This is a genomic window from Acinetobacter sp. GRABPA_MV_2 (genome assembly GCF_056725885.1).
In genome coordinates, this window is sequence record NZ_JBWZNA010000005.1 from 183291 (window position 1) to 200370 (window position 17080).

The window sequence follows — 17080 nt, forward strand, 5'->3', positions numbered from 1 at the left end:
TTAGATGAACTCATTATAGTAGGCGCACATTTTATCTCCTACTAAAATGAAAGCCGATCATCGCTTTCATCATTTTTTAAATAGAGACTTGTCGTGGCTGATGAACAAAACTCCTTAACGGATGTTGCAAAAAATACAGGTGAACTTTTGCAAGAAGCAGGTACTAAAACCACTCAAACGGTTCTAGCGCATACCGAAAAGTATCATGATGCCTATACCACTATTGATAAAATCGTGGATAGCTTCTGGGAACGTGTACCTTATATTTGTATCGCGATTATCGTTTTTATTATTTTTTGGCTACTGACCAAATTATTTAAATTCTTTGTTCGTAAAACTTTAGAAAACCGCTCTTACACGCGTCAAAACCTAGTTTTGGTTCTAAATCGTGTAGGAAGTACGACCATTTTATTTTTTGGTTTCTTAATTGCATTAGTCATTATGGTTCCAGGGTTTACGCCAGGACAACTCATGAGTGCACTTGGAATCGGTTCGGTTGCAATTGGTTTCGCATTTAAAGATATTTTCCAAAACTTGCTTTCAGGTATTTTGATTTTATTAAGTGAGCCTTTCCGTATTGGTGACTCCATCGTGGTCAATTCACTTGAAGGAACTGTTGAAGATATTCAGATTCGTGCAACATTCTTACGCTCACCAGATGGTCGCCGTATCGTTATTCCAAATGCAACTGTTTATACAAGTGCATTAACTGTAAATACTGCCTATCAACAACGACGCTGTGAGTTTGTAGTCGGAATTGGTTATGATGACGACGAACAAAAAGCCAAACAGATTATTTTAGATATTCTTAATAATGACCGAAATGTACTGAGTCAGCCAGCCTTCTCGGTTAACGTTACAGCTTTAGCAGATTTCTCGGTTAACCTGACTGTCCGTTGGTGGGTGGATACCACTGAAACTGACATTTCGTCATCTACGAGCACTATTCAAGCTCAAGTCAAACAAGCGTTCAATGCAAATGGCATTAATATTCCTTACCCTATTCAGGAATTAAAAATGGCTGCAAATCAGCCACCGTTAAACCCTGAACTATCAAGTAAAGAGACGACCTAAAATATAAGAAATAGACGTTTCAGTTCTTAAAATACGGTTGCCTAAGCTCACAGCTTGGCAGCCGTTTTTTGTGAGCAAATCAACTTCATACGGAATAAAGCCGCCTTCGGGTCCAACGACTACACTACAAGCATGTGGAATATTAACTGGCATGCTCTGCCCGGCATAAGGATGAGCCACATAAGCAGGGCTTTCCTCTGAGATTAAGCTTGATAGGATATCCTCAACAAAAGGTTTAAAGCGTTTATATAATTGAATTTCAGGGACAATGGTGTCACCTGCTTGCTCGAGACCTAAAGTCACATAGTTATCAAGTTGTTGCAAAAATGGAGTTTGCCAATAGCTTTTATCTACACGATAGCTATGAATCAAACTAATTCTTTCAACACCTAAAGTCACACTGTCCATAATTAAACGGCGTAAAACTTTGGGCCTTGGCAAAGCTACGATTAAATGTACTGGAAGCTTTGCAGGTACTGCTTCATCACGAATAGGCCGTATACAAACTTCTTGCTCATTCATCGAAACGATTTCAGTGGTATAACGTGCACCATTACGAATACCAACTTTTAGATTTTGGCCAACCGTAATATCAAGGTGTTCACGCAAATGCTGTAATTGGCGCTTTGAACGGATTGACCACAACTCTGATTGAACATCTTCAGATTCTAGTAAAACGATATTCATGATTTTTCGGCCAAATACCGGTTAATTACTCCAATATGTTTCTGTAATGAACCTTGGTTACGCTGCAAAACTTTATGCGCCTGCTCAACCACCTGCTTTGCTTCTTCCGGCTCGGCTAAACAAGCCATCCAGATTGCTACAACTTGCTCGGCGTCTTGGGCAATCAGTACACCATTTTCATCAATAAATTCATCAACAATGGTTTGGAAATTAAAATAACGCGGTCCAATTACGGTCGGCACATTCAGAACCATAGGTTCTAAAATATTATGTCCCCCGCCTGGTTCGTTAAGTGATCCACCAACAAAACAGACCTGACTTAAGGCATACCATAGCCAAAGCTCACCCATGCTATCAGCCAGATAAACTTGTGTACTCGTATGAATACTTTGATTCAAACTTCTACGATGAGTAATTAAATCTAGGTCTTGGCAAATTTCAAACACTTCATCGAAACGTTCAGGATGCCGAGGTACAACAATACAAACTAAATTTGGATCTGACTTTAGATAAGGTCCGAGCGCTTGCAAAATTTGTTGTTCTTCAGATGCATGTGTACTGGCAATTGTTAAGATTTTACGTTGCCCCAAATACCATAGCTGGTGTAACTTTTCAGCTTGATTTATAAATACTTCTGGTGCGTGAATATCAAATTTAATATTTCCAACCACCTGACTTTTTTGTTGATCTAAGCCAAGTTCGATATAACGTTGCCGAGTAGCATTATCTTGTGCCAGCACCCAGTCAATTTGTTTCAGCATTTCCGCTGTTAGACCTGAAACGCGGCGATAACCTTTCGCTGATTTTTCTGATAACCGCGCATTTAATAATAAACAAGGTACATGCTGTAGCTTGGCTTGATCAATTAGATTTGGCCAAAGCTCAGTTTCAACCAATGCTAAAAGCTTTGGCTGGTACAACTCAAAGAATTGCTTTAAGAGGTGCTTTTGATCAACCGGCAAATAAACTGCTTGGAATAAATCTAAATAAGGTGATTTTAAAAATAACGATTTAGCACGCGCCTGCCCAGTCTTCGTTGTATTGGTAACTAATACGGCTTGACCAAGTTTAAGATAATGTTCAATTAAGGGCTGCGCTGCATTGGTTTCTCCGACCGAAACAGCATGAAACCAAATTGCTCTCAAATTTTTCGGAGATTCAAACGGCCCAAATCTTTCCAGACATTCCTGATTATATAATTCCTGGCTTTCTGCACGTTTTTTTATCCGCCATTGGTAAAAAGGTTTTAATAAATGGAGTGCGGTGTTATACCAAAAAGGGGTCGCCAAGCGGTTTGCCTCAAATAGTCAAAATTTAAAACTGGGGAAAATATAACATAGATAGAAAAAATGGCAGAGTTTCGATACCTAAACTCTACCATTACAAGAAAAGCGATTTACTGACTTAAGAAATGAAATAGGTCAGTAAATCGAAATCTCAAAGATATTATGACGCTTCCAGCGTTGGATAGTCTGTATAACCTTCAGCACCTTTAGCGTATAAAGTCGTTGGTTGAAGTTCATTTAATGGCAAGTCTTGTTCTAAGCGCTGTAAAAGATCTGGGTTAGCAATATATGCTTTACCAAAAGATACAGCATCTGCCTGACCTTCACGCAAGATACGTTTTGCTGATTCTGGTGTTAGGTTCTCATTGGCAATCCATACACCATTAAATTTTTCGCGAAGTTTAGGACTAATGCTGTCAGCAGCTTCATATTCACGAGAGAAAATGAAAGCAACATTACGTTGGTTAAGTTGTTCAACTACATAACCAAAAGTTGCTAATGGGTTTTCATCTCCCATATCGTGTGAATCACCACGCGGTGCAATATGAACACCTACTCGGCCAGCGCCCCACACTTCAATAAATGCATCAACGACTTCTAATAATAAACGTGCACGGTTTTCAACCGGACCACCGTATTCGTCATCACGTTGGTTGGTATTACTTTGAAGGAACTGGTCAATCAAGTAACCATTCGCTGCGTGTAATTCAACACCATCAAAACCTGCTGCTTTAGCCAGTTCTGCTGAATGTTTGTATTGAGCAATAACTTCTTGAATCTCTTCAATTGAAAGTGCACGCGGTGTTACATACGGACGTTTAGGACGTAATAAACTCACTTCACCCGCAGGTTGAATTGCACTTGGTGCAACAGGAATATCACCATCTAAAAGTTCAGGATGCGAAATACGGCCTACATGCCAAAGTTGAGCTACAATTTTTGAACCTTGAGCATGGACTGCCTCAATAATTTTATTCCAAGCTTGTGCCTGCTCTTGTGACCATAACCCCGGGGTGTCTGCATAACCCACAGTTTTTGAACCAATTACTGTGGCTTCAGTCAAAATTAGACCGGCATTTGCACGTTGTTGATAGTATTCAACCATTAAATCATTAGGCACTCGGCTTTCACCACTACGCGCACGCGTTAATGGAGCCATTACCAATCGATTTTTGATTTCAAAATCACCAACCGTTAAAGGAGTATTGAGTTCAGCCATAATCGCCTCGACTTACACTTTTAATAATTTAAAGTGTTTGTTTTAAATGTTCGATATATTGCTGAATCAAAGCTTCGTTACGTGAAAAATAAGACCATTGACCATATTTTTGGACCTGAATAAGCCCCGCCTGTTGTAACACAGACAAATGATTAGACATCGTAGACTGAGCTACTTTACCCAAACGTTCAATATGACCTGCACAAACACCCTTCTCAAAACTACCACCACATTCTTCCACCGGTAAATAATGTGCAGGTTCTTTTAACCATTGCAAAATTTGCCGACGTAGAGGGTTGGAAAGGGCTTTGCTAATTGCATCAATATCCATAGGCTCAACACGTCTTTTAAACGAACAAAGCTTTGTTCAGCATTTCGAAAACATAATATCGCATTTTTTCGATATTCATATCTATTTTTTTCGATATTCATATCGCATTTTTTCGATTAACATTCGAAGGCTGAACTGCTTTGCCGTTTTAATCGCTAAAAATCCAAGAGTTCTACATATTCATAGATGAACTGTATTTAAACTAAAAGTTCAGCAGACTCTTATAAACCTTGTTTTAGACTCGCTTCGATAAAACGATCAAGGTCACCATCAAGAACAGCACCTGTATTAGAGTTTTCAACACCCGTACGTAAGTCTTTAATACGCGAATCATCTAATACATATGAACGAATTTGGCTTCCCCAACCAATATCAGACTTAGAGTCTTCTAGAGCTTGCGCTGCTTCATTACGTTTTTGCATTTCCAATTCGTACAAACGTGCACGTAACTGTTTCCATGCGTGGTCACGGTTAGCATGTTGCGAACGCTGGTTCTGACACGCTACTACAATACCTGTTGGGATGTGAGTCAAACGCACAGCCGAGTCGGTCTTGTTAATATGCTGACCACCAGCACCAGATGCACGGTAAGTATCAGTACGAACATCAGAAGGGTTAATATCAATTTCAATATTGTCATCAACCTCTGGTGAAATAAATACCGCAGAGAATGAAGTGTGACGGCGGTTGCCACTGTCAAATGGTGATTTACGGACTAAACGGTGTACACCTGACTCTGTGCGTAACCAACCGTAGGCATATTCACCTTCGACACGAATCGTTGCTGATTTAATACCAGCTACGTCACCATCAGATACTTCCATAAGTTCTGCTTTAAAGCCATGACGTTCAATCCAGCGCATATACATACGTAAAAGCATAGACGCCCAATCTTGTGCTTCTGTACCACCTGAACCTGATTGAATCTCTACATAGCAAGGATTCGGGTCCATTGGGTTACTAAACATACGACGGAATTCAAGTTTAGCCAGTTCATCTTCGGCAGCCCCAAGCTCAGACTGAACATCTTCAAGCAGGCTTTCATCGTCGGCTTCTACAGCCAAATCTAACATCGCTTTTGCATCTTCAAGCTGTGTAGACAAACCGTCCAATACATTAATAACGTTTTCTAGTTCGCCCTTTTCTTTCGCCATCGCCTGAGCACGGCTTTGATCATTCCAGATCGCAGGATCTTCTAACTCACGTAAAACTTCTTCTAAACGTTCTTTTTTCAGATCGTAGTCAAAGATACCCCCGTAGTGTTTGGCTACGATCAGTTAAGTCTTTCAATTGGTTTAGATAAGGATTAATTTCCACGCGAGTGTTCCCATAAGAGCAGATAAACAGTCAATTATTTTAGCATAGCTGCAGTTATCTACGAACCTGCTTTGTATTTCTCCTCATATTTCACACATTTAATTACCAAGCTTCCTTTAGTTCATTTTAAGATTAATTAGTAACATCCTCATACAAAATTGGGTACTTTTACAGCATTTTTTATGATCTACACAAAATATCCTCAATTTTAATAAAATAAAACATTATGTTTTTATACTTTAAAATCAATTTGTTAAATTAAATAGCTTTACATAAATAGCACACGGTTACACTACGGTTACTTGCGCAAGATTGACGACCAAGCTTTTTCGTCTAGACTAAAAGTTGTAACAAAACATTTATAAAATCGCTTTTTAGAGGGGAGAGATTCCATGAAAAAACTAGCAATTGCATCAGCTCTTTTATCTGCACTCGCAGTGAGTGGCGCAGCAAACGCTTACCAAGCTGAAGTTGGTGGTTCTTACAATTATCTTGATCCAGACAACGGTAGCAGCGTAAGTAAATTCGGTGTTGACGGGACTTATTACTTTAATCCTGTTCAAACTCGTAACGCTCCACTTGCTGAAGCAGCTTTCTTAAGCCGTGCAAGTAACGTTAACGCCCTTATCAACTATGGCGATAACAGCGGTACAAAAGATACTCAATATGGCGTAGGTGTTGAATACTATGTTCCTAACTCAGATTTCTACCTTAGCGGTGATGTAGGTCGAAATGAGCGTGAAGTCGACAACACCAATATTGACAGCAAAGTAACTACTTATGCAGCTGAAGTAGGTTATTTACCAGCTCCAGGTTTATTACTTGCTCTAGGTGTTAAAGGCTACGACGAAAAAGACGGTAAAGACGGCGCTGATCCAACAGTTCGTGCTAAATACGTAACTCAAGTAGGTCAACATGACGTAAACCTTGAAGCATTCGGTGCATTTGGTGACCTAGACGAATATAAAGTTCGTGGTGACTACTACATCGATAAAACTTTAAGTCTTGGTGTGGATTACTACAACAATGACTTAACTGATAAAGATGAATTTGGTATTAATGCTAAAAAATTCTTAAATCAACAAGTAAGTCTTGAAGGTCGTATTGGTTTCGGTGATAACGACAACACTTATGGTGTTCGTGCAGGCTACCGCTTCTAATCAAGCCTAAAGTCATAAAAAAATCCGCTCAATTGAGCGGATTTTTTTATTGGTTTAAATGTACGATACGTAATTGTAAATTCACATTGCCATTAAATGCGTTACGATCTATTTCATAGACCAAATGTACATGATCACGCATTGGGTCAAATTCAAAACGGCCCGCTGCATTAAAAGCAATTGCATCAAAGCTGTATTGGTCGAGTGCTAATTTAAGCTTCAAATGCGTTTCTTTAAGCCAGCGATAATCAATAACTTTAAAATGCCCCTCAAACTGAGGAAAAGGGAATTTTTGTCCCCATGGACCAAGCTGTTCTATCCAATCTAATGTATTTAGTTGCAAAGCCGAAGCTGGTAATTCCCCATCCGTCCATAGCGTTGCTTGAAACAAAGATTCTTCCATTGCTGCAATGCAATTGGTAAACGCTGTTTTAAAAGCTTCAAAGTTTTCTTTACGTATGGTTAAACCTGCTGCTGCTGCATGCCCACCAAAATGGCTCACCAATTCTGGATGTTGTTCAGCAACCTGTTCAATCGTATCTCGAATATGCACGCCATCAATTGAACGTGCTGATCCTTTAATATGAATGCCATCTTCATCGGGTGCAAAAACAATAGTGGGGCGATGAAATTGTTCTTTTAAACGCCCTGCCACAATCCCGATCACGCCTTGATGCCAGTTTTCTTCAAAAAGTACAAGAGCCGGAGGAACGTCTTCTTTTGAGAGCTGCAAGCCATCTAAAGCAGATAAGGCTTGTTGCTTCATTTCCCCTTCGATTTGACGACGCTCTATATTTAATTGATTTAACTGTCTCGCGATTGGATAGGCAAATTCCATTGTGTCAGCTAATAAACATTCAATGCCTATACGCATGCTCTCCATGCGTCCAGCAGCGTTAATACGCGGACCTAAAACAAAACCTAAATCTTGTGCACGCAAAGATGAAGCCTCACGGCCAGCAATATCTAGCAACGCCAATATTCCTACTCGGCATTGATGTTGTTGAATACGTTTTACGCCTGCGTCGACCAAAATACGGTTGTTATAATCTAGGACAGCAACATCCGCATATGTTCCTAAAGCAACCAAGTCTAGATATTGAGTGACTTTACTTGTGCTTTTGTTTTGCTTGTTACGTAAACTTGCTAAATTGGCCAGTACATAAAATGCAACGCCAACACCTGCAAGCGCCTTACTTGGGAACTCACAACCCAACTGATTTGGATTTACAACTGCTTCTGCAAGTGGTGTTTCTTTGGTCGTTAAATGATGATCTGTAATAACCACTTGCATGCCCAGTGCATGTGCCGCATCAACACCAGTATGGCTGGAAATCCCATTATCGACAGTAATTAATAAATCGGGTTGATAAGTTTGATGTGCAAGCTCTGCAATTGCGGGGGTAAGTCCATAACCGTATTTAAATCGGTCTGGAACCAAATAATCGACTTGTGCTCCCATATCGCGAAGCACCAATATCATTAAAGCTGTGCTGGTTGCGCCATCGGCATCGTAGTCACCGACAATAACAATTTTTTTCTGCTCATCAATGGCTTGATCTATTAAGGCCACAGCTATCTCTAATCCCTTGAGCTGTGGAGCTAATAAATTCTTAAGCTTTAACTCTAATTCCTGTTCAGATTGTACCCCACGCCTTGCCAAAATTTCGGCAATAAACGAAGGCACGCCCTGAAACTGTTCAGGGCGTGTCAATAAAGGTCTTTGTTTGATTTGTATTTTTGTCATTTAAGGCATCAGTCGGTGCAACGTCCATTGACCGTCGATTTTTTCATAACTCAAGCGGTCATGTAAACGATTTGGTCGCCCTTGCCAGAATTCATAATAATCTGGCTGCAAACGATAGCCTCCCCAGAACTCTGGCTTATCAAGCACTTCACGGCTTGTAACTTGCTGTTGTAACTCTTGAAAACGTTGCTGTAACAGCTCGCGACTTTCAATCTTACCACTTTGCGGAGTACTGATATGCGCTGCAATCTGGCTATCACGTGGTCGTTTACGATAGTAATCTGTAGATTCCTGTTCAGAAATTTTTACTACATGACCACCAACTCTCACCTGACGTTCTAGACTCGGCCAGTAAAATAATAATTCGGCATATGGGTTTTCTGCCAAATCTATACCTTTCTGACTGTCATAGTTAGTATAAAAATCATAGCCAGCTTCTGTAGCACCGCGCAACAAGACTGTTCGAACATGTGGTCTGCCATTAGCACCCACTGTTGCTAACGACATGGCATAAGGTTCATGCAAATTGGCTGCTAGAGCATGGTTAAACCAACCAAGAAACTGAAGATGAGGGTTAGATTCAACCTGTCCCTCATGCAATTCTCCTTGCTCGTAGCTTAAGCGTAATTCACTTAAATCTTTAATGACATCACTCATGTCATGCACCTTATGCGACTTGTGCTTGTGAACGAACTGAATCTGCTAAATGCTGAGCTAAAGCATTCACTTCTTGCTCATCATCACCTTCGACCATAACTCGAATCACAGGTTCTGTTCCTGACTTACGAATCAAGATTCGTCCACGTCCTTTGAGCTGTGCTTCTGCTTTATCAAACTCGGCAACCAATGCAGGAATAGAATACGGATCAAGCATTTGTTCTAAACGTACATTCACAAGAATTTGTGGGAATAATTTAAAATCTTGAACCAATTCATGAAGAGCTTTATTTTGCTCGACCATCACGGTTAAAACTTGAAGGGCTGCAATAATTGCATCACCTGTCGTACTCTTGTCTAAAGTTAGAATATGGCCAGATGGTTCCCCACCAGTAACCCAACCATTTTCTTCTAAAGCTTGTAATACATATCGGTCGCCAACCTTAGCACGAACAAAACCAACATTCGCTTTTTCAAGTGCAACTTCGAGTGCCATGTTACTCATGACAGTACCGACTACGCCTGCTGGCTTATTTTGAGCCTGAGTCGCTAAAATATATAAAATATGGTCGCCATCAATTAAGTTACCAAACTTATCAACCATTACGACACGGTCAGCATCACCATCAAAGGCAATCCCTAAATCTGCTTGGTGCTCAACGACAGCTTTTTGTAGGTTTTCAGGATGTGTTGAACCACAACCTTCATTAATATTTAAACCATCTGGCTCATTATATAAAGCAACAACTTTTGCCCCTAACTCACGAAAAACCGAAGGACCAACGCTATATGCTGCGCCATGAGCACAGTCCAATACGATCTTTAAATTATTTAAGTCAAAGTGGTAAGGGAAAGTAGATTTACAAAATTCGATATAGCGACCATTCGCATCATTTACACGGACACTTTTACCTAAGTTCGCAGTGTCTTCAATAAATAAATCTTTTTCTAATTCTTTATTAATTTCTTCCTGCAATGAATCTGGTAATTTTTTACCTTCACTTGAGAAAAATTTAATCCCGTTATCAAAATATGGGTTGTGAGATGCAGAAATCACGATACCTGCATGCGCATGTAAAGCACGAGTAAGGTGCGCAATTGCTGGGGTTGGTAATGGGCCAAGTAAATGAACATATACGCCAGCAGCGTTTAACCCCGCCTGCAAAGCAGACTCTAAAATATAACCAGATAAACGAGTGTCTTTTCCTAATACAACAAGTGGCTTATTTTTTGGACTCGTTCGTTTTAATACCTTCCCTGCAGCAAAACCGAGTTTTAAAGCAAACTCTGGAGTAATAGGCATTTGCCCAAATTTTCCACGAATACCATCCGTTCCAAAATAACTCATAGCTTATCTCATTTTTACGCCACTTCAGCCGTGGCTTACTTCATATATGGCCATTCCGCCATATTTCTTTTCGTCAGATTTACTTTACACCAAAAACAAAAAGCCGTCAGTGTAATGACGGCTTTCTTCATTGTTTTGGTTACGAAAATCTAACCAACACGATAGTTTGGAGCTTCTTTAGTAATCGTTACATCATGGACATGTGACTCAGACATACCAGCTGAAGTAATTTTCACAAATTTTGCATTTTGGCGAAGATCTTCAATCACAGCTGAACCTGTATAGCCCATCGATGAACGTAAACCACCCATCATTTGATGAACGATATTACCCATTGGACCTTTATATGGGACACGGCCTTCAATGCCTTCTGGTACTAACTTCTCAGCACCCGCTTTTGAATCTTGGAAATAACGGTCAGCAGAACCAGTTGCTCCCGCCATTGCACCTAATGAACCCATACCACGATATGCTTTGTAGTAACGACCTTGGAAAAACTCAACTTCACCCGGCGCTTCCTCAGTACCTGCAAGTAATGAACCAACCATGATCGTACTTGCACCCGCACCGATCGCTTTTGCCATATCGCCAGAGAAGCGGATACCACCATCTGCAATTAAAGGAATTTGATCTTTTAGTGCGCTAGCAACGCTGTCAATCGCAGAAATTTGTGGCATACCAATACCTGCCACAATACGTGTTGTACAGATAGAACCAGGGCCAATACCTACTTTTACAGCATCTGCACCTGCATCTAATAATGCTAATGCAGCATCACCAGTTGCAATGTTGCCACCAATCACTTGTACTTGAGGGAAGTTTTGTTTCACCCAACGTACACGTTCAATTACACCAGCAGAGTGACCATGTGCTGTATCAACAACAATTACGTCAACACCAGCTTCAACCAATGCTTCCACACGACTTGGTGTATCAGCACCTGTACCTACCGCAGCACCAACACGTAAACGACCAAGATCATCTTTACAACTGTTTGGATAGCTCTCAGCTTTGCGGAAGTCAGTTACTGTAATTAAGCCTTTAAGTTCATTGCTCTCACCAACGACCAAGACTTTTTCAATACGGTGTTTTTGCAATAATGCTTGAATATTTTCTTTAGACTCGCCTTCACGTACAGTTACTAAACGATCTTGGCCTGTCATGATGTTGCTAACAGGTTGTTCTAAATTGGTTTCAAAACGCGTATCACGGCCTGTCACAATACCAACAACCTTGCCATCTTTAACAACAGGTACACCACTAATGTTATTAGCAGAGGTAATTGCAATCAGTTCACGTACTGTAGTTTCTGGCGTTACAGTGATAGGATCTTTCACCATACCCGCTTCGAATTTTTTCACACGGCGTACTTCTGCAGCTTGAGCAGCAATATCCATGTTTTTGTGCAAAATCCCGATACCACCATTTTGTGACATCGCAATCGCCATACGTGACTCAGTCACTGTATCCATTGCCGCTGAAACTAATGGGATATTTAAATAAATGCCGCGAGTTAAACGTGTCTTTAAAGAGACATCTTTTGGGAGAACAGTAGAGTAGGCAGGAAGTAATAAGACATCATCGAAGGTTAGCGCTTCTTGAACGATGGTCAGCATAACAATCTCACTGGTAAATTCCGTGAGCTATTATAAACAAATTTCAATGCAATTTTCATATTATCTTTGCCTTTTTCAGCAATAGATATTTGCCTGCTCTAAATATTTCCCACTTATTATTGTGTTAGCTCATATTTAACTCACCTGATCATAGTCATGATCATTCTCAGAATCGGCTGGGTTAACACGAATCAGAGGAATAAGCTGGTGCGCCAAACGAGCTTTATTACACTGCTCATCTCCCACCTGCACTTCTCTACAGGTAGAACTACGTACAGCATAAATAGAACACCCCACCTCTTTACCAATTTCACCTGTCAAAGCCTGACAACGTGGCTGAACCCGGTTAGTTCCACGCATACAAGAATAAACAGGTGTTAAAGGTTCAACTAGATGTTCATCTATTAACTCGGCCTCAGCCCAGTAAAATGAAACCCGAAAATGTGCACAACATGCCCCACAGCGTAGGCACTCATCTGGAGTCGCAACTTGAGATAACATTTTATTCAAATTCTCGTCATCAAAAATTTTTCTGCGACGAAAAATACTAAAAAAATTTCAATTCCGACTCAAGATAATGGACCTCATTTTTTAAGTTGGACAGCTAAAAATTTGCTCATTCATTAAATCTACGCCGCATGGCAAGGTCTCAATCCAGTCTAAAAACTGATTGACCATTTCTTTACCAATAAATGGACTTCCATGCTGAGGAACGATCATCTCGATATCCATTTGGCGCACCATGCTAACCCACAAACGGATAACCTTATTGGAACACATATAGCGTTGATGAAAAGCCTTCATTTTCATAACGTGGGTATCGAAATCTTTTAAAGGCTGATTAGCATCTTCAACAATCGAGGCACCCATATCGCCAGAAAATAAAATTTTGGCAACTGGATCATAAAACTGAAAATTACCCACCGAATGTAAGAAGTGAGCGGGAAATACCACAAGCTTGGATTCTCCTAAAGTAATCACTTGGCCGCGGTCGGGTAATTCAATAAGGCGGTCTTCCCAATTCCCTTTCATACGCTCACTCATAAATGAGGAATTTAGGTGCGGTAAAAAACGTGCCCATAATTTTGATGCAACGACTTTAGCATCGGTATAAACCAGCCAGCGTGGCATTGAAGTAATAATATCCGGATCTTGATGCGAGGCCATCACATAGTCCAGATTTTTCAAACGTGTATATTTATTTAATTCCATCGTTAATGGAACGTAGGTCAAATCGCCACCTGGGTCGATTACAGCAGCGCGTTCATGATCAATAATTAAAAATTGATTGGCTTGAATGCCTTCCCCTTTGACCAAACTGGTAAAACTAATACATTTATGTACGCCATTATCAAATAATATCTGTGATGTTGTTTTTTCAAACCCCATAAAATTCCCCAAAAAAAACTTTAAATATTAGATATTTTTATATCCATACTAAAATAAAGGGATTCAGTAGCTCTTGCAATAAACTACTTTATTTTTCTAATAATATTTTAAAATTGATTTTGCTTTTCTTATTTTATAAATGAATCACAATGTTATTTAAAATTAACCCACAATAAATTAAAATAATTCTCATTATCAAATTTACTTTTTGTGCTGCTTAGGCCTCCCATGAATCAACCCTTCCGTTTTTCAACATCAAAAACATTGTTAGCAGTTGCTATTTTTACTTCGATGACAGCAAGTCATGCTGAAGAAATAACAGAACAACAAAATTCAACCAGTGTTCTCCCCACGATTTCTGTTAAAGCACAAAAAGAAAGCACTTCACCTTATGTCGCAACGAAAGCAAACTCTGCCTTAAAATCAGATGCACCTTTATTTAAAACTGCTCAGTCGGTTTCGGTAGTAACCCGCGAACAGCTCGACCAAAAACAAGCAAGAACTTTAGCAGATGCCCTTGAAGGTGTCGCAGGCGTAGAAGCTGGGAAACTTGGTCGTCGTGGTTGGGATGATTTTGTTATTCGAGGACAAACTTCTTCTGATTCAGTTTATGTAGATGGTTTAAGAGTAGGCCAAAATACGTATGTTGCTACTGAGTTATCAGGCATGGATCAGGTACAAGTTTTAAAAGGGCCTGCATCTATTAATTTTGGTTTGGTTGCTCCAGGAGGTATGGTCAACTTAGTGACTAAACGCCCTCAAGCTGAAAGCTTTGCTCGGGCCACTATGACTTATGGCAGCTACAATCTTAAAGAAGGTACGTTCGATTTAAACTATAGTCCTAATAATAGTGAAAAAGGTGCTTTCCGTTTAAATGGTCGTATCTCGGATCAAGATGACCCAACAGATTATGTGTATTTTAAAAATTACTACATCTCCCCCTCTTATAACTTTGACTTAGGGGATAACACTGATCTCTCTGTCATCGCAAGCTATCAGCATCGCGAATACATTCGTCAACAAGGTTTACCTGTCATTGGTACATTAAAAGATAACCCTAACGGCGCTATAAACCGAAGTTTATATATTGGCGATCCTAATTTTGGTAAATATGAGGCAGATGTTTACCGTACAGGTTATACCTTTAAACACGCTTTTGATAACGGTTGGAACTTTAATCAGAACTTTGCCGTACAAAAAACTGAAATGGATGGTACTGCTGTCTTTGCTCGCACGGGTAACAACTTTTGGGCAAAAAACAAACAAGGTGAAATCGACTACACAACCATTAGCCGTAAAAATAATAGCCGCCACCAAATTATTGATAATTTAAGCTTTGCCATCGATAACCGTTTCAATAAACAGTTTGATTTATATGGTATGCAACACGACCTTAATATTGGCGTAGATGCTTTTCAGGAAAAAAGTGATTACACCAATGATAAATACGATATTGGCGATTTAAATATCTATGATCCCGTTTACGGACAAAATGTAAAATTGACTCAAAATGTTCGTGATATCAACCGTCTCAAATATTTAGGACTTTATTTACGTGATCGCATTCAGCTTAATGACCAATTACTTTTAAGCTTATCTGGTCGTCAAGACTGGGCGCAAACTCAAACTACAAGTTTGGTGACTGGCAATACGAGTAAACAAACAGATGAAGCATTCACAGGTAGTGCTTCTCTCATGTATACCCTTAATGACATTGTGGCTCCTTATGTCAGCTACGCTACTTCATTTACCCCAAATAGCGGTACTGATGTAAATAACAATCCGTTCAAACCTGAAGAAGGGAAACAGGTTGAAGTCGGAATGAAATTACAAAGCCCAGATCAACGAGTTCAAGGCGCTATCGCTTGGTATGACTTAAAACGTCAAAATGTTTTAGTCACTGATACTGCGAATAGTGGATATAAAGTACAACGTGGCGAGCAGTTAACTCGTGGTATCGAGACTGAGCTCAGCGCAGAAATTTTAGAAGGTTTGAAATTAACAGCTGCCTATACCTACACAATTGATGCTGAAATTAGTAAAGATGCAAACGCGAGCAATGTAGGAAAAGCACTCGACAATATTCCTGAGCATGCTTACAGTCTGTCGGCTCGTTATAAATTTGATCCTGCCTCAAAACTTGGTTGGTATGTCGGCGGTGGGTTCCGTGGTGAAACCTATAAAACTATGGATAAGCTAGATGTCCATATTCCAGGCTATACCGTATTTGATACAGAAGCTGGCTATGATGCAGGACATTGGGGTGCTCAACTAGCGATCCGTAATCTATTCGATAAAGATTACTATGCAGGTGCCTTAAATGAAAATATGGTGACTTTAGGTAACCCCCGTCAAATTAACTTTACTGTGAAATTTAACTATTAAAATTACCTATAAAAAAACGCACTCGAATTGAGTGCGTTTTTTTCGCAGCTTAAAATGCGTTAGAAAAAATAATGCTGTACTAAAGTAGAGATACCTACAATTAAGAAAATAGCAGCACCAATTTTATGAATAAGTGAGATAGATAAACGTTCAGCCAATTTATTACCAATAAATACAGCAGGTGCATTGGCAATCATCATCCCTAAGGTTGTACCTAACATCACCCAAAAAATGCTGTCATAACGTGCAGCTAAAGCGACTGTTGCAATTTGGGTTTTGTCACCAATTTCAGCTAAGAAAAATAAGATGAAGGTAGCACCAAAAACACCAAATTTTTGCCATCTGTTAATACTATCCGTTTCATCGTCTAACTTATCTGGAATAAGCATCCAGAAAGCCATACCAATGAAGCCAGCTGCAAGAACCCAGACTAAAATTTCGGGGCTCAGCACAGTTGTGATCCACTGTCCAAGTACAGCAGAAATACCATGATTAATTAGAGTAGCTAAAAGAATCGCAATAAGAATAGGGATTGGCTTACGGAAACGTGCAGACAGTAAAAGGGCCAATAATTGAGTTTTATCGCCCATTTCAGCGAGGGCAACAATTGAAGTAGAAATCAGAAATTCTTGCATGTCGTTTCTCTGGCTAGCATAAATGCCCATGACCTACCCCTCCTGCTAGCCAAATATCTGCAGAGTGGTAAATCAAAGGTCTTGCCAACTCGGAAACGATGAGACGTTTAAGCTATGATGACCATGTTCTGTTGAACAATTATGTTGATCATCACCTATTCATTTAGAAATGAATAGCGGCTACTCCCCAATGAAGTATGCGTTTATTATATTCGAGTAGTTCTATTTT

The 17080-nt window shown here is 39.8% G+C and carries 15 protein-coding genes and 1 riboswitch; of the genes, 3 read left to right on the forward strand and 12 right to left on the reverse strand.

The genetic code is table 11. The features are described 5' to 3' along the window. Positions 1-93: 93 nt before the first annotated feature. Positions 94-1074 (forward strand): mechanosensitive ion channel family protein, encoded by a 981-nt coding sequence (locus ACXM0J_RS06970; protein ID WP_086264730.1) that lies wholly within the window; start codon positions 94-96, stop codon positions 1072-1074. Here ACXM0J_RS06970 and ACXM0J_RS06975 read toward each other — a convergent pair. The 5 genes from ACXM0J_RS06975 to prfB all read right to left on the reverse strand — a co-directional run bounded on the left by ACXM0J_RS06975 (position 1054) and on the right by prfB (position 5914). After that, the gene (locus ACXM0J_RS06975; RefSeq protein WP_086264729.1) at positions 1054-1761 is read right to left on the reverse strand and encodes a 16S rRNA (uracil(1498)-N(3))-methyltransferase; all 708 of its coding nucleotides are present in this window, start codon (positions 1759-1761) and stop codon (positions 1054-1056) included. The two genes, ACXM0J_RS06970 and ACXM0J_RS06975, sit on opposite strands and share 21 nt — an antisense overlap. After that, a complete protein-coding gene (locus ACXM0J_RS06980; RefSeq protein ID WP_086264728.1) occupies positions 1758-3050 on the reverse strand; it encodes a 3-deoxy-D-manno-octulosonic acid transferase in 1293 nt (430 codons plus the stop codon). The genes ACXM0J_RS06975 and ACXM0J_RS06980 overlap by 4 nt, the downstream gene beginning before the upstream one ends. 157 nt (positions 3051-3207) lie before the next feature. Further along, complete coding sequence (locus ACXM0J_RS06985; RefSeq protein WP_057068976.1) at positions 3208-4266, reverse strand: alkene reductase; 1059 nt, start codon at positions 4264-4266, stop codon at positions 3208-3210. A 28-nt stretch (positions 4267-4294) separates the two neighbouring features. Then, a complete protein-coding gene (locus tag ACXM0J_RS06990; protein ID WP_002121891.1) occupies positions 4295-4597 on the reverse strand; it encodes an ArsR/SmtB family transcription factor in 303 nt (100 codons plus the stop codon). Between the two features lie 221 nt (positions 4598-4818). Next, a protein-coding gene (gene prfB / locus ACXM0J_RS06995) for a peptide chain release factor 2 (RefSeq protein WP_099475557.1) occupies positions 4819-5914 on the reverse strand; the annotation gives its coding sequence in 2 pieces (ribosomal slippage) (positions 4819-5841 and positions 5843-5914; 1095 coding nt in all). Between the two features lie 392 nt (positions 5915-6306). On the opposite strand from prfB, the gene ACXM0J_RS07000 reads away from it, so the two are divergent. Further along, positions 6307-7074 (forward strand): putative porin, encoded by a 768-nt coding sequence (locus ACXM0J_RS07000; RefSeq protein ID WP_060465084.1) that lies wholly within the window; start codon positions 6307-6309, stop codon positions 7072-7074. 46 nt (positions 7075-7120) lie between these two features. Here the strand turns inward: ACXM0J_RS07000 and recJ are convergent, their stop codons facing one another. The 6 genes from recJ to ACXM0J_RS07030 all read right to left on the reverse strand — a co-directional run bounded on the left by recJ (position 7121) and on the right by ACXM0J_RS07030 (position 13831). Next, a complete protein-coding gene (recJ, locus tag ACXM0J_RS07005; protein WP_086264727.1) occupies positions 7121-8821 on the reverse strand; it encodes a single-stranded-DNA-specific exonuclease RecJ in 1701 nt (566 codons plus the stop codon). After that, positions 8822-9478 (reverse strand): pyridoxamine 5'-phosphate oxidase, encoded by a 657-nt coding sequence (gene pdxH, locus ACXM0J_RS07010; protein WP_086264726.1) that lies wholly within the window; start codon positions 9476-9478, stop codon positions 8822-8824. Between the two features lie 10 nt (positions 9479-9488). Beyond that, positions 9489-10826 (reverse strand): phosphoglucosamine mutase, encoded by a 1338-nt coding sequence (gene glmM / locus ACXM0J_RS07015; RefSeq protein ID WP_086264725.1) that lies wholly within the window; start codon positions 10824-10826, stop codon positions 9489-9491. 149 nt (positions 10827-10975) lie between these two features. Beyond that, a complete protein-coding gene (gene guaB / locus ACXM0J_RS07020) occupies positions 10976-12442 on the reverse strand; it encodes an IMP dehydrogenase (protein ID WP_086264724.1) in 1467 nt (488 codons plus the stop codon). 135 nt (positions 12443-12577) lie between these two features. Continuing rightward, a complete protein-coding gene (locus tag ACXM0J_RS07025; RefSeq protein ID WP_086264723.1) occupies positions 12578-12943 on the reverse strand; it encodes a YkgJ family cysteine cluster protein in 366 nt (121 codons plus the stop codon). 90 nt (positions 12944-13033) lie between these two features. Further along, positions 13034-13831 carry an oxygen-binding di-iron domain-containing protein gene (locus ACXM0J_RS07030; protein WP_086264722.1) on the reverse strand — a complete coding sequence of 266 codons (798 nt, stop codon included), beginning with the start codon at positions 13829-13831 and terminating at the stop codon, positions 13034-13036. 228 nt (positions 13832-14059) lie between these two features. Between ACXM0J_RS07030 and ACXM0J_RS07035 the strand changes: the two genes are divergently transcribed. Beyond that, entirely contained in the window at positions 14060-16216 is a 2157-nt protein-coding gene (locus tag ACXM0J_RS07035) for a TonB-dependent siderophore receptor (RefSeq protein ID WP_086266270.1), read from the forward strand. Positions 16217-16275: 59 nt separating this feature from the next. On the opposite strand, the gene ACXM0J_RS07040 is transcribed toward ACXM0J_RS07035, so the two are convergent. Next, positions 16276-16851, reverse strand: coding sequence for a TMEM165/GDT1 family protein (locus ACXM0J_RS07040; RefSeq protein WP_005804434.1), 576 nt, complete (start codon positions 16849-16851; stop codon positions 16276-16278). Between the two features lie 15 nt (positions 16852-16866). Continuing rightward, a riboswitch (yybP-ykoY riboswitch) is annotated at positions 16867-17052 on the reverse strand. Between the last annotated feature and the right edge of the window lie 28 nt (positions 17053-17080).